General features: G+C 67.9%; 14 protein-coding genes. 5 read left to right on the forward strand and 9 right to left on the reverse strand.

Features of this window, described 5'->3' with window-relative positions; translation table 11 throughout:
• Nucleotides 1-163: 163 nt before the first annotated feature.
• Nucleotides 164-1279 carry a beta-ketoacyl-ACP synthase III gene (locus WCJ52_RS06935; RefSeq protein WP_336902575.1) on the reverse strand — a complete coding sequence of 372 codons (1116 nt, stop codon included), beginning with the start codon at nt 1277-1279 and terminating at the stop codon, nt 164-166.
• 89 nt (nt 1280-1368) lie between these two features.
• Between WCJ52_RS06935 and WCJ52_RS06940 the strand changes: the two genes are divergently transcribed.
• Nucleotides 1369-2439 (forward strand): beta-N-acetylglucosaminidase domain-containing protein, encoded by a 1071-nt coding sequence (locus tag WCJ52_RS06940; RefSeq protein ID WP_336902576.1) that lies wholly within the window; start codon nt 1369-1371, stop codon nt 2437-2439.
• Here WCJ52_RS06940 and WCJ52_RS06945 read toward each other — a convergent pair.
• Nucleotides 2433-3446, reverse strand: coding sequence for an adenosine deaminase (locus WCJ52_RS06945; RefSeq protein WP_336902587.1), 1014 nt, complete (start codon nt 3444-3446; stop codon nt 2433-2435). The genes WCJ52_RS06940 and WCJ52_RS06945 overlap by 7 nt on opposite strands.
• Nucleotides 3447-3517: 71 nt before the next feature.
• Here WCJ52_RS06945 and WCJ52_RS06950 point away from each other — a divergent pair, with 71 nt between their 5' ends.
• Together WCJ52_RS06950 and WCJ52_RS06955 are read left to right on the forward strand one after the other, a co-directional pair.
• Nucleotides 3518-3937, forward strand: coding sequence for a hypothetical protein (locus WCJ52_RS06950; protein ID WP_336902577.1), 420 nt, complete (start codon nt 3518-3520; stop codon nt 3935-3937).
• Nucleotides 3937-4854: a sterol desaturase family protein gene (locus WCJ52_RS06955; RefSeq protein WP_336902578.1), complete on the forward strand. Its 918-nt coding sequence runs from the start codon at nt 3937-3939 to the stop codon at nt 4852-4854. Before WCJ52_RS06950 ends, WCJ52_RS06955 begins: the two co-directional genes overlap by 1 nt.
• Before the next feature lies 1 nt (nt 4855).
• Here the strand turns inward: WCJ52_RS06955 and WCJ52_RS06960 are convergent, their stop codons facing one another.
• From WCJ52_RS06960 to WCJ52_RS06975, 4 genes are all read right to left on the reverse strand, one after another.
• Nucleotides 4856-5833 carry an NADP-dependent oxidoreductase gene (locus WCJ52_RS06960; protein ID WP_336902579.1) on the reverse strand — a complete coding sequence of 326 codons (978 nt, stop codon included), beginning with the start codon at nt 5831-5833 and terminating at the stop codon, nt 4856-4858.
• A gap of 64 nt (nt 5834-5897) precedes the next feature.
• Nucleotides 5898-6116: a hypothetical protein gene (locus tag WCJ52_RS06965; RefSeq protein ID WP_336902580.1), complete on the reverse strand. Its 219-nt coding sequence runs from the start codon at nt 6114-6116 to the stop codon at nt 5898-5900.
• Between the two features lie 59 nt (nt 6117-6175).
• The gene (locus WCJ52_RS06970) at nt 6176-7129 is read right to left on the reverse strand and encodes an NAD regulator (protein WP_336902581.1); all 954 of its coding nucleotides are present in this window, start codon (nt 7127-7129) and stop codon (nt 6176-6178) included.
• Entirely contained in the window at nt 7126-7731 is a 606-nt protein-coding gene (locus tag WCJ52_RS06975) for an HD family hydrolase (RefSeq protein ID WP_336902588.1), read from the reverse strand. Before WCJ52_RS06975 ends, WCJ52_RS06970 begins: the two co-directional genes overlap by 4 nt.
• Before the next feature lie 153 nt (nt 7732-7884).
• Here WCJ52_RS06975 and WCJ52_RS06980 point away from each other — a divergent pair, with 153 nt between their 5' ends.
• The gene (locus WCJ52_RS06980) at nt 7885-8697 is read left to right on the forward strand and encodes a universal stress protein (protein ID WP_336902582.1); all 813 of its coding nucleotides are present in this window, start codon (nt 7885-7887) and stop codon (nt 8695-8697) included.
• Nucleotides 8698-8710: 13 nt separating this feature from the next.
• A complete protein-coding gene (locus tag WCJ52_RS06985) occupies nt 8711-9079 on the forward strand; it encodes a hypothetical protein (RefSeq protein WP_336902583.1) in 369 nt (122 codons plus the stop codon).
• A gap of 78 nt (nt 9080-9157) precedes the next feature.
• On the opposite strand, the gene WCJ52_RS06990 is transcribed toward WCJ52_RS06985, so the two are convergent.
• From WCJ52_RS06990 to WCJ52_RS07000, 3 genes are all read right to left on the reverse strand, one after another.
• The gene (locus tag WCJ52_RS06990; protein WP_336902584.1) at nt 9158-10027 is read right to left on the reverse strand and encodes a MoxR family ATPase; all 870 of its coding nucleotides are present in this window, start codon (nt 10025-10027) and stop codon (nt 9158-9160) included.
• A gap of 145 nt (nt 10028-10172) precedes the next feature.
• Nucleotides 10173-11816, reverse strand: a complete 1644-nt coding sequence (locus WCJ52_RS06995) for a tetratricopeptide repeat protein (protein WP_336902585.1) — start codon at nt 11814-11816, stop codon at nt 10173-10175.
• A partial coding sequence (locus WCJ52_RS07000; RefSeq protein WP_336902586.1) for a tetratricopeptide repeat protein occupies nt 11813-13555 on the reverse strand: 1743 nt, incomplete at its 5' end. The genes WCJ52_RS06995 and WCJ52_RS07000, both read right to left, overlap by 4 nt.

Here is a 13555-nt window from a genome sequence, read left to right on the forward strand (position 1 = left end):
ATCGAGTACCGGGCGGCCAGCCCGGGCCCGATCGAAGAGGTGCTCTTCTACGATCACCCCTCCGTCGGGTCCCGCGTGCGCCGGGCGATGAACTGGAAGGCCGCGCATCCGGCGGGCGTCGTCCCGGTGACGGTGGTCCCGCCATCCGCCAGGCCAGGCTAGCTCAGCGACGGCGGACGAAGACCGTCCCCGCGGAATAGCCGGCGCCAAACGAGCAGATCAGCCCGGTCTCGCCGGAAGCGAAGTCGCCGCTGGCCCGGTGGAAGGCGATGATCGAGCCTGCCGACGAGGTGTTGGCGAACTCGTCGAGGATGATGACGTTTTCCTGCGGGGTCGGATCGCGTCCCAGGACCCGCCGGCCGATCAGGTCATTCATGTTGATGTTCGCCTGGTGCAACCACAGCCGCTTGAGGGCCGCAGGATCGATCCCGAGGTCGGCGGCGTGGGCCACGATCATCTCTGCGACCATGGGCACCACTTCCCGGAAGACCTTCCGGCCCTCCTGGACAAAGAGCTTGTCCACGGCGCCTTCGCTTCCGGGTGCCGTGCGGTTCAGGAATCCGAAGTTGTTGCGGATATTGTTCGAGAAGACGGTCTTCAGGCGGGTTCCGAGAATGTCCCAGCCCCCGGCCGCATCGTCCGCCCGCTCGACGATCACCGCCGTGGCGACGTCGCCGAAGATGAAGTGGCTGTCCCGATCACAGAAGTTGAGGTGGCCCGAGGTGATCTCGGGATTCACCACCAGCACGGCCCGGGCCGATCCGGTGGCGATGTAATCCGCGGCAGTCTTGATGCCAAAGGTGGCCGAGGAACATGCCACGTTCATGTCGAAGCCGAAGCCCTCGATCCCCAGGGCCTGCTGGATCTCGACGGCCATGGCCGGATAGGCGCGCTGCATGTTGGAGGCGGCGCAGATCACGGCGTCGATCTGCGAGGCGTCCTTGCCCCAGCGGGCGATGGCGTCCTTCGCCGCCGCCACGCCAATCTCGGCCATGATCGACAGCTCGTCGTTCGAGCGCTCCGGGATCAGGGGGTGCATGACCTCAGGATCGACCACGCCCGACCGGTTCATCACGTAGCGGGACTTGATTCCCGAGGCCTTCTCGATGAACTCGACAGACGAGGGGGCGAGGGCCTGGACAGAGCCCGCCTCGATCTCCCCGGCATGACGGGCGTTGAACAGTTCAACATAGGCGTTGAAGGCTTCAACCAGCTCTGCATTGGTGACCCGCTCGGCGGGGGTGAAGAGGCCGGTGGCCGCGATGACCGCTGCGTGCAAGATGTCTCTCCGCTCCGATCCGGTTCCATCCGGACCGAGGGCCTTTGAATAGCACGCCGGGACGGGGCGGGAAGAGTAGGGGATCGACCATGACGCCGGAACTGGGCCTGATCGAGGGGTATTACGGCCTGCCCTGGGACTGGGCGGCGCGGGAGCGGGTCATGCGCCGGCTGGCCGGGTCGGGCTACCGCTTCTTCATGTATGCGCCCAAGGCCGACGCCTTTCTGCGTCGCCGGTGGCAGGAGGCGCATCCAGAGGCGGACCTGAAGGCCCTCTCGAACTTCTCGGCGGCCTGCCGGGACGCCGGCGTCCGGTTTGGCGTCGGCCTCAGTCCCTTCGAGGTCTGGAAAGACTTCGGCGCAGGGACAAGGGCCGCCCTGGCTGACAAGCTTTCCCTCCTCGATGACCTTGGGGTCGAGGACCTGGGCATCCTCTTCGACGATATGCGCGGCGACCTGCCGGGCCTGGCCGAAGCTCAGGCCGAGATCGTCCACTTTATCGCAGGGCGGACCCGGGCCAGCCGGATCGTCTTCTGCCCCACCTACTATTCAGACGACCCGGCCCTGGACATGGCCTTTGGCCAGCGTCCCGAAGGCTATCTCGAAGCCCTTGGCCGCGCGCTTGACCCCCGGATCGAGGTCTTCTGGACAGGCGAGGAGGTCTGTAGCCGCGCCTACGGGGTGCGCCATCTCGAGCGGGTGGGCGAGCAGCTGGGCCGGCGGCCCTTCCTCTGGGACAACTATCCGGTCAATGACGGCCCCCGGATGTCGCCCTTCCTCTACCTGCGCGCCTTCACGGGGCGCCCGGCGCAGATCGGCTCCCGGCTGGCGGCCCACGCCGTGAACCCCGCCCTCCAGCCGGAGCTGACCCTGCTGCCCGCCCTGACCCTGCCGGAGAGTTACCGCCTGGGCGAGGCCTACGACTATGGCGCGGCCCTGGCGACTGCGGCCGGAGAGGTCCTGGGCCCGGGACTGTCCGACCTGGTCCGGCGGCACCTGATGCTGCTGAACGACACCGGGCGCGACAGGATGGAGCCGGACGTACGAGACCGCCTACGCGGGCGCTATGCCGCCTTCGATCACCCAGCAGCCCGCGAGATCGTCGACTGGCTCGACGGCAAGTGGGTCATGACCCGGGACATGATGGCCGGCGATCACTGACCGGCGGCGAGGGCGTCCAGGCGGTCGAGGTGGGGCCGGCGCTCGGCCTCTGACCAGAAGGCACCTTCCAGGCTGTTCCGGGCCAGGGTGACGAGGTGATCGCGCTCCAGGCCCACGGCCCGGGCGGTCTGCACCCAGTTGTCCAGGAGATAGCCGCCGAAATAGGCCGGATCGTCTGAATTCACGGTGGCCTTCAGGCCCAGTTGTAGCATCCGCTTCAAGGGGTGCATCTCCAGCGAGGGAACCCCGCAGAGCTTGAGGTTCGAGAGCGGGCAGACAGTCAGCACCCGCCCTTCCCGCACCAGCCGGGCAGTCAGGGCCTCATCCTCCAGGGCCCGGTTGCCATGGTCGATCCGGTCCACGCGGAGCAGGTCCAGGGCCTCGGCGACATAGGCGGGAGGCCCCTCCTCGCCGGCGTGGGCGACCCGCTTCAGGCCTCGCTCGCCGGCCGCGCGGAACACCGCCTGGAAGCCGGACGGCGGAAAGCCTGCCTCGGAGGAATCCAGGCCGACGCCCAGCAGCCTATCCAGCCAGGGCTCGGCGGCCTTGAGGGTCTCCAGGGCCGCCGATTCCGGCAGGTGACGCAGGAAGCAGAGGATCAGACCGGTCGACAGGCCCAACTCCGCCTCGGCCGTCGCCATGCCGGAGAGGAGGCCCTCCATGGCGACGCGGAAGGGCAGGCCCCGGTCCGTGTGGGTCTGGGGATCGAAGAAGATCTCGCACCGGACGGCACCGTCCGCCGCAGCCCGGCGGAAATAGGCCAGAGCCAAGTCGTGGAAATCCGCCTCGGTCAGGAGGACCGCGGCGCCCTGGTAATAGATGTCCAGGAAGTCCTGCAGGCGGCTGAAGCTGTAGGCGGCCCGTACCGCCTCGATGCTGGCGAAGGGCAGGGTGACCCGGTTCCGGCGGGCCATCTCGAACATCATCTCGGGCTCGAGGGAGCCTTCGACATGCATATGAAGCTCGGCCTTCGGCAGGCGGCGGATGAAGTCGGTCAGGGCGTCCATGCCGGCAGGACAGCGCGTGCCGGGCGCCGCCGTCAAGCCAGAGGTTCAGCCGGCTTGACGCTTCGGTCGGCTTGCCCGAATCTCGATGTTGGAGGACCGCTGCCATTTCCATTCCCGCCATCCTGACCGGCCTGATCCCCTCGGGCATCGCCGTCCTTGTCCTGGTCGGACTTGCGGCCTTGGCCCGCCTGGCCCGTCCGACCCCGCCCCTGGACGAGGCGGTGGCACGTAGCCTGCTGGGAGACGACTTCCCCGAGGCGCCGATCGATCGGATCTGGCTGGCCGGCGATGGCTCCGCAGCCCTGGCCCGTTCCGGCGCGCGGGCCCTCTACCTGTTTCGCCTCGGCGACGCCTGGGTGGCCCGGGATCTCGCCTGGACCGACGCCGCCGACGCCCCGGTCCGTGACGGCCGCCTGCACCTGCGCCTGGCTGGCGTCAGCCCTCGACTTGCCCGTCCCGTCCTGGCGGGATGGCCCCCGGAGCCTGCCTGATGCTGGAAGCCCCCTTCGACCCGGTCAAGCTGGCCGTCCCCTTCTTCATTCTCGCCATCCTGCTGGAGATCGGCCTCGGGCGCCTGCGGCTGGCCAAGGCCGAGTACGAGGCCCGGGACACCCTGGCCTCCCTGGCCATGGGGCTTTTGCGCGGCGTCCCCGCCCTGCTGACCGCTGCTCTGGTCTTCGCCGCGACGGTCTGGGCCTGGGAGCACCGGGTCTTCACCGTGCCCTTCACCGCCTGGTGGGGCTGGGTGGCGATCTTCTTCCTCGAGGACCTGACCTATTATGGCTTCCACCGGCTGAGCCACGAGCGGCGGCTCTGGTGGGCGGCCCACGTGAACCACCACTCCTCCCAGCACTACAACCTGTCCACGGCCCTGCGGCAGACCTGGACCGGCGGGCTGGTGGGGACCTGGATCCTCTGGCTGCCCCTGGCCTTCCTCGGCTTCTCGCCTGCGCAGATCTTCATCCAGCAGGGGATCAGCCTCGTCTACCAGTTCTGGATTCACACCGAGGCTGTGGGGCGCATGCCCGCCTGGTTCGAGGCGGTGTTCAACACGCCCTCTCACCACCGGGTGCATCATGCTCGCAACCCCCGGTACCTCGACCGAAACTACGCCGGCATCCTGATCATCTGGGACAAGCTGTTCGGCACCTTCCAGGCCGAGCTGGACGCCGAAAAGCCCCGCTATGGCCTGATCCGGAACCTGGGCAGCTTCAACATCCTGACCGTGGCCTTCCACGAGTGGATCGCCATCGTCCGGGACCTAGCTTCTGCCCGCTCCCTGTGGGAGATTGGTGGCTACCTCTTCGGCCCTCCGGGCTGGAGCCCCGACGGCAGCCGGGACACCAGCAAGAGCCTGCGGGCCCGCTGGGCCGCCCGCCAGGCCGCCGCCTCCACCCCCGCCGAGTAGACTAGAGCCGCACCAGCATCTTGCCGGCGTTGCGGCCCTCGAACAGGCCGATCAGGGCCTCGGGTGCACGCTCGAAACCCTCAAGCACGGTCTCCTGGTAGCGCATCTGGCCGGACTTCAACCAGCCGGTCATGTCGGACTGGAACTGCTCCTGGAGGTGCGGGAAGTCGGAGGCCACGAATCCCTCCATCCGAATTCGCGCGTAGATCAGGACCGACAGGTTCCGGACGCCCTCGCGGTCGCCATTGTAGGTCGAGATCATTCCGCAGACGGCGATCCGGCCGCGCAGGTTCATGCAGGCGAGGGCGGCGTCGAGGTGCGCCCCACCGACATTCTCGAAATAGACGTCGATCCCCTTGGGCGCGGCGGTCTTCAGGGCGGTGCGCAGGTTCTCGGACCGGTAGTTGATGGCGGCGTCGAGGCCGGCCTCGTCGAGGAGCCAGCGCTTCTTCTCGTCCGATCCTGTGGAGCCGATCACGTAGCAGCCCTTGATCTTCGCGATCTGGGCGACGACGGAGCCCACGGCTCCCCCTGCGGTGGACACGAAGACCTGCTCGCCGTCCTTCAGGGCACCGGTCTCCAGGAGGCCGCCATAGGCGGTGATCCCGGTCCCGCCCAGGGCGTGCATGTAGACGCTGAGGGGCAGGTCCGGGTCCGGGGTGAGGACGGAAACGCCCCGGCCGTCGCTGTTGAAGCGCTCGGAGAAGCCCTGGCCATGCCGGACGATGTCGCCTTCGCGGAACTTCGCGTTACGCGACTGGACGACCCGGCCGATGCCGCCGCCAGCCATGGCCTCGCCCAGCTGCTGGTCGGCGTCCAGGCGCGGGCGCATATAGGGGTCCACCGAGAGGATCAGGCCCTCGACCTGGATATCCCCTTCGCCGGCGTCGGGAAGCTGGGCCTCGACGACCGCGAAATCCTCGGGGACGGGAACCCCCTTGGGGCGGCGGACAAGATGCACCTGGCGGGCGATGGTCATGGACGTTTCCTCCGTTTGGAACCTCGATAGGCGAGCGGCGGCCCGGGGCCAAGCGCGAACCGGATCAGTCCGCCAATGGCCCGTCGATCCGGCGCAGGAATTGCAGCTGGCCCCCGGCGAGGACCTCGATCTCGAACCAGGCGCTTTCGCCCTCGAAGTCTGGGACGTCAGCGGGGTCCACGAACCGGTGCGGCCGGTCCCGGCTGGCCGCCCGGATCATACCGTAGAGCAGGCGCCCATCCAGGTCATGGCGGCGGTGCAGCAGGCGTCGGATGCGGCGCATGTCTTCCTCCAAAAGGGGAAGAACAAAAACAGAACATTTGTCCCAGCGCCAGAGGTGTGTCAGTCCCGCAGGAGTGGCAGGGACAGGCCCGAGACCGGTCGGGCGGCGAGAACCTCCCGGCGGAACCGGAAGAGCTCGGCCGGCCGCCCGCCCGTGTCCTGGTCCAGGTGGCCCAGGCCCTCCACCAGGCCGGACCTTTCAAGGGCCCGCCGGAAGTTCTGCTTGTGGAGGGGCACCCCCGCCACCCCTTCCACCGCCTTCTGGAGGACCGAGAGGGTAAAGGCCTCCGGCATCATCTCGAAGATGACCGGGCGGTATTTGAGCTTGCCCCTCAGGCGGGAGAGGGCGGTCGCCAGGATTCGGCGGTGATCGGAGATCATTGGCTCTCCGAGGAACAGGCCGAGGCGGGCAACGTCCGGCAGGGGTGTCTCGCCCCGGTCGCGCGAGGCCTCGGGCGCCAGGCCGGCCTCGTAGAGCAGTTCATATCGCTCCAGCGCCCGTTCCTCGTTCCAGGGGGCCCCGTCCAGGGCAAAGAGCAGCCGGGCCCTCGACAGTGCCGCGGCTGAGCCGTCAGCCCACCGGCGCAGCACTGGCTCGATACCCTCCAGAGCGTCCGGCCGCCCCTCCCGCCAGTCCTCCCAGGGAAAGAAGCTCGTAAAGGCCGACCAGGCGGCACCCTTCTGGGCGGTAGTCTCCATCCTTGCGGTGAGACCGAGATACCCGACGGAAATCACCCGGCCGGCCTCGGAGCCGTCTACCGCGGCCAGGGGCGCATCCCGCCCCTTGTCCCCGAAGGTGTAGAGCTGCTCGACATAGCCGGGATCAAAGCCTGTCTGGGCCGAGACGAAGGCCCGCAGGGCCAGTTCGAAGGTCCGGTCGGCCCCAGGGTCAAAGGGTCCGAAGGGAAGGGCGGCTGGCGCCTGCGGCGTCCTCACCGTCAGGACCCTGGCCTCGCCCTCGGAGACGGCGGCGACCACTGCCGACAGGCCGATGACGATCCGCTGTGGGGTCACCCTAATCTGCCCTCGGGATCCGTCCTCAGGGTGGGTGGTCCGAAGCCGGCGGCCTCCGAAAGGAGGTGGAAGCGCCGGACATAGTCCCTCTGCGCCGGACTGGGTGCCAGGGGATCGATCTCGACGTGATAGCCGGCGGGCGGGGCGCCGAAGAGGGCGAGGGACTCCTCGCGCCCGAACCCCGCCAGCTGGACAGCCTCGAAGTAGGCGCAAGCCCGGTCCGCGGCCTTGATGAGCTTGCGGATGTCGGTGGGCGTCCGGGCGGGCAGGCCGAAGCGGATATGGATCGCCTGTTCCAGCCGGTGCTCGAAGGCCTTGTAGTCGTAGCCGAGGGCCGCCTTGAACGGGCTGATCATGTCCCCGATGACATATTCCGAGGCGTCGTGCAGCAGGGCCGCGAGTCGCCAGCGGGGGTCGAGGTCGGGCCTCAGGTGAGCGCAGATCTCCTCGACCACCAGGGAATGTTGGGCCACGGAAAAGGCGTGCTCGCCGGTGGTCTGCCCGTTCCAGCGTGCGACCCGGGCGAGGCCGTGGGCGATGTCCTCGATCTCGATATCGAGGGGGGAGGGGTCCAAAAGGTCCAGGCGCCGGCCCGACAGCATGCGTTGCCAGGCCCGAGGAGGACTTGGGGCGGCGCGCTTCACTTCAGGTCTCCGCGGACAGACATGGCCGTCAGGTGCACCGGGCCTTGAGAAAGATCAATGACGGTGCGCAGGCTGTCAGCCTAGGGTCCACAGGAACCAGGGAGAAACCGCATGAGCTGGGCGAGGGTGATGGTGCCGCTGGCTGGCACCGCAGGCGACGCCGCCGTACTGTCTGCCGCCGTGCGCGCAGCGGCCCCCTTTGACGCGGAGGTATCGGTCGTCTTCGCCCCTGCAGATGTCGCCGACATCATGCCCTGGCTTGGAGAGGGCTATCTGGGCGGGGTTCAGACCACGGCGATCGAGACCCTCCGCCAGGCAGCGGCGACCGGAGAGGCCCGCTCCCGCGCGACCTTCGAGGCCTGCGACTACGCCAAGAAGACTTTTGTCCCCCTGCAGAGCCCGGTCTGGGCGGCCCTGTCCGCCGAGGCCCGCCTCTCCGACCTGGTGGTCTTCGGTGATGACCCGGCGCGGGGTCGGGGCCCCCTGGCCGAGTGTTTCCAGCAGATCGTCGCCGATGAGCAGAGGCCCGTCCTGATCGCCCGCGAGGGCTTTGAGGCCGCCGGCGTCGTCGCCGTCGCCTGGGATGGCGGCAAGGAGGCGAGCCGGGCCGCCCGACTGGCCCTGCCTCTCCTCGAAAAAGCCGCCCGGGTGGTTCTCCTCGCAGCCCCCAAGGCGAGCTCCCGCCATTTCGAACCCGAGCGCCTGAAGGCCTATTATGCAGCGCGGGGCGTGGAGGCTGACATCGAGATCCTTGGCGAAAAGGGCGAGGCGGGAGGCCTTCTCCTGAACGCCGTCCAACGGGTTGGCGCCAACCTGCTGGTGGCGGGTGCCTTCGGCCATCCCCGGCTCCAGGAGTTCATCTTCGGCGGGACCACCCGCACCCTGTTGGCGGCCCAGCAGCCGTCGCTCTTCCTTTCCCACTAGAGGTCAAACCTTCATGTCCCTGTCGCGCATTGTCATGCGGCTTGCCCGCAATCCAGGCTCAGACGCCGGCGGCGACGACCGCCGGGGCTATACCCTCACCGCCCCGCTGACAGCGACGGGCCTGCTGGACGCGGAGGCCTATGCCAACGCAAGGGCGTCCTGCTCCGTCCGCCGTTTCGCACCGGACGAGGACGCCGTGACCGGTCGCCTGGCCCGGCGCGGCCAGAACTGGTTCTTCGATTATGACAGCCAATCCAGCGACGATGATGAACCCGTGCACCGGCTCGGGGATCACCGCTTCGTCGTCGGAGAGTACGTCACCGTGACAGACGAGGACGGTCAGCCCTTGACCTACAGGATCACCGAAGTCCAGGCGGTCTGACCCCCCGGCGCTTCCCCGCAAACGCAGACGCCCCGGCCGTGAGGCCGGGGCGTCGTCGTTCAGGGTCGTCTGTTGAGCCTACTGGCCGGGACGCGCCGGGCCGCCTTCGCGACGGGCGAGGAAGGCCAGGCGTTCGAAGAGCTGCACATCCTGCTCGTTCTTCAGGAGGGCACCATGCAGGGGCGGGATCAGCTTGGTGGGATCGCGCTCCTTCAGCATTTCGGCGCTGATGTCCTCGACCATCAGGAGCTTCAGCCAGTCCAGCAGCTCGGAGGTGGAGGGCTTCTTCTTCAGGCCTGGCACCTTGCGCATATCGTAGAAAATCCGCAGGGCCTCTGAGACCAGCTTCTGCTTGATGCCTGGATAGTGCACCTCGACGATGTCGTTCATCGTCTCAACCTCGGGGAAGCGGATGTAGTGGAAGAAGCAGCGGCGCAGGAAGGCGTCGGGCAGCTCCTTCTCGTTGTTCGAGGTGATGATCACCACCGGCCGGATCTCGGCCCGGATGGTCTCGTTGGTCTCGTAGACATAGAATTCCATGCGATCGAGCTCCTGGAGGAGGTCGTTCGGGAACTCGATATCTGCCTTGTCGATCTCGTCGATCAGCAGGACCGGGCGCTTCGGGGCCGTGAAGCCCTCCCAGAGCTTGCCCTTCTTGATGTAGTTGCGGACATCCTTGACCCGCTCTTCGCCCAATTGGCTGTCGCGCAGGCGGGTCACGGCGTCGTACTCATAGAGGCCCTGATGAGCCTTGGTCGTGGACTTGATGTGCCAGGTGATCAGCTCGGCGTTGAGGGCCTTGGCGACCTCGTAGGCCAGCACGGTCTTGCCGGTACCCGGCTCGCCCTTGATCAGAAGGGGGCGTTCGAGGGCGATGGCGGCATTGACGGCCACCTTCAGGTCATCGGTAGCGACGTAATTCTCAGTGCCTTCAAAACGCTGGCTCATCTGGGCTCCCCGGAGCGCCACCCTGCGGGGCACCCGAACAAATGTTTCAATTCCGGGTCACACTAAAGACTGGCCCGCGACATTCAAGCCGCTTCGTCCCGGGTCCATTCCGCCTCCCAGCCCGACCAGAGGCTGGACGCTGGTCTCAGCCGGCGACCCTTTCCGCAAGGGCATCTGCGACGGACTGAAAGACCGTTTCCCAGTCCCCGAAGGTCTGCGAGGCGAACATCCGGACCCGGGGATACCAGGGGTATGTCGCCGCCCCCAGGGTCGTCCAGGCGTCTGGTGCCGTGATTAGCCAGGCGGGAGCGCCGCATGCCGCCGCCAGGTTGAAGCTGGCATTCGAGACCCCGATCACCAGGTCCAGGGCGCTGGAGAGGGCGGATACGCCTTCGAGGTCCTGCTTCAGGTCCAGGCCCTCCGGCGTCCGGATCTCGACGCCGAGAGCGTCCCGGGCGAAGGCGATCTCTCCGTCGCAGTCGCCATACTGCAGGTTCACGAAGGTGACTCCCGGGATCCCCAGCACCGGCGCCCAGGTCTCGAAGGGCGCGAAGGCATTGTTCCGCGATCCGGACATCAGGCCGCTCTTCCAGAGGAGGCCCACCCGCAGGCCGGGTGGCTCGGTCGCAAGCCACTCGCGCCAGGCCCGGACCTGCCCGGGGTCAGCCTCCAGGAAGCGCTCCCGGTCCGGGAAGGTGGACACCGACGGACGCAGGTCGGGCAGGAGGTCGGCCATGGGCGCCCAGGCCGCGGTAGGTTCACCCTCATTGGAGGGGGTCGACAGGCGACGTACCTTGCGCCCTCCGGTCTCCCGGGTGGCGTGGGACGTAACCGGCACGCCAGGAAACGAGCGCTGGAAAAGGCTCACCAGCCGGGGCTCGACCGCAAGGGCCAGGCTGGCGGGCGCATGGGGGCCGTCGAGGAGTTCGGGTATGAGGCCCGCGAACATGACCTCGTCGCCCAGGCCCTGCTCGCCGACCAGCAACAGGTCTTCGCCCTTGAGGGCTTCACCTGCCCGCCACCGCCGTCCGGGAATGTCAAAATTCGCGGACCCCGGGAAACCGGGGTCGTTCCGCACAGCGTAGTCGCGCCAGCCGCCGGAGAGGTCGCCCAGGCGAAGACGGGCGCAGGCGCGGGAGAAGACCAGGGTCGCCCGGTCCCGCGGTGAGAGCCCGGTCTGCGGGATCCGCTCCAGGGCCGCGAGGGCCTTTACGGTCTCTCCCCGGGTCATCAGGAGATTGGCCGCATTGAAGCGGGCAGGGGTGAGGGATGGGGCAAGCCTCAGGGCCTCGTCGAAGAAGGTCTGGGCCGACGCAAGGTCTCCCCGGTCGGCGATCAGGAGTCCCAGGGCGTTCCAGACCTCCGGCGATTCCGGCCGCTCGGTGAGATGGGCGGAGAGGACCTCCACGGCCCCGTCACCCTGTCCCTGGCCTGTAAGGGCGCGGGACAGCAGGCAGACGGCCTCCGCATCTTCGGGGTTCCTGGCCAGGGCCCGTCGGGAGAAGGCGTCGGCGACAGGGGCCATGCCCAAGTCCAGGGCGATGCGCGCCAGCCCCTTGAGCAGGGCCGCATCCTCCGGATCGAGGGCCAGGGCCCCCTCGTAGGCGGACAGGGCACCGGTCAGGTCGCCCGAGGTTTCCGCCGCCAGGGCGAGGATCCGCCAGGCCCCGCCCGAGGCCCTGTCCTGCGCCAGGGCCTGGCGCGCAAGGTCCGCTGCGGCTTCGGTCCGGAACGCGTCGAGATGCTTCAGGGCCTGGCCCAGGAGCGCGTCGACCCCGGCCCTCGTCATAGATCGGTCCCGAACTCTCGGCCGAGGTCGGCGGCGATCGTCTCCAGCACAGGTGCCCACTTGCCATAGGCATCCGGCTGGTAAAGGCGCACCTGCGGATACCAGGGATACCGGTCGGTGCCGAGTGGGGTCCAGGCGCCCTTGGCGGAGATCAGCCAGGCGGGTGTCCCCGTGGCCGCCGCAAGGTTGAAGGTCGCATTGGAGAAGCCGATGACCAGGTCCATGGCGCTGGAGAGGGCGGTGACGTCGTCCAGGTCCTGCCTCAGGTCGATGCCGGGCGGGTTCCAGACCTCGACGCCGAAGCGTTCCCGGGCCATGCGCAGCTCTTCCTCGACGTCGCCGTACTGCAGGTTCACGAAGACGGGCCCCTTCGTGCGAAGCACGGGTTCCCAGGCGTCGAAGGGCGAGAAGTACCGGTTTCGCCCTCCGGTCAGGATCGCGCTCTTCCAGAGCAGGCCCACCTTGGGCCCCGCGGGTGCGGAGTCCAGGACACGGCGCCAATGGGCGACGCGCTCGGGGTCAGGAACCAGGTAGCCCCTCCTGTCCGGGAAGGACTCCAGGTCGGGTCGAAATTCCGGCAGGCAGGAGCCAAACGGGGACCAGTACTCAATTCCGGCGCCGCCCTTTTCGAGATTGGGAATGAGCCTGATCGTCCGCCCGCTGGCGTTGACGGTTACGTGCGGCTCGACCCGGGCGGACGGGAAGCTGCGGGCGAAGAGCGAGACCAGGCGGGGCTCGACCGCCAGGGTGAGGCGGCCCTCGGGTCCCAATCGCCCGAGGACGTCGGGCAGTATGCCGCCAAACAGCACCTCGTCGCCCAGGCCCTGCTCGGCGATTAGCAGGAGCGACTTTCCCTCGAGGGGAAGGCCGGGCTTCCACCTAGGTCCCTCCATGGCGAAATAGGTTCCGTCAGGAAAGTTGAGGTCGTTCCGTGCCTCGTAGTTCTTCCAGCCGTCGGCTAACCTTCCCATCGTGATCAGGGCGAGGCCCCGGGTGAGGTTCATCATCGCCTTCTCGTCGGCGGAAACGGGCCTCTTCAGGGCGTCCTCGATCTCCTTGAGGGCGGCCTGCGGATCGCCGAGGTTCATCCAGAGGTTGCCGAGGTTGTACCTTGCGCGGGCGAGACTTGGGTCGAGGCGGAGGGCCTCACGGTAGAAGATCTCGGCGTTTTCCGGGTCACCGTTGTCGGACACCATCGACCCGAGGCTGTTCCAGAGATTGGCGTGGCCGGGGTGCTGGGCCAGGAAGTTACGCAGATATTCGATGGCTTCGGGCACCCGGTCCTGGGCCCGGATCGCCAGGGCCAGGTTATTGACCCCTTCGACATGCCCCGGCGCCCGGGAGAGGAAGATCCCGAGGATTTTCTCGGTGGTTTCGAACATGCCCATCCGGAAGCCGAGCCGGCCAAGGTTGACCAGGATTTCATCATCCTCGGGCATGAGGGCCAGGGCCGCCTCGTAGCAGGACAGGGAGTTCACGAAATCCCCGCGCCCCTCCTGGGCGACGGCGAGTATGTGCCAGCCCACACCGCAGCGCTCGTCGATCTGGAGGGCTTCGAGGGCCAGTGTGGCCGCCGAGTCGAGGCGATGGTGTCTGATGTCCTGGACTGCGCGTTCGAGTAGGCCCGAAATCCGAAGGGTCTTCTGCTCTGCGAGGGTCTTCCTGAGCAGCCTAAGGGACTCGGGGGAGGCGCTGGAGCCCATCAGGCCCGCCGCGGCGCCGCGGGCTTGAGGGGGCGG

Source organism: Phenylobacterium sp., assembly GCF_037138395.1.
Taxonomy (GTDB): domain Bacteria; phylum Pseudomonadota; class Alphaproteobacteria; order Caulobacterales; family Caulobacteraceae; genus Phenylobacterium.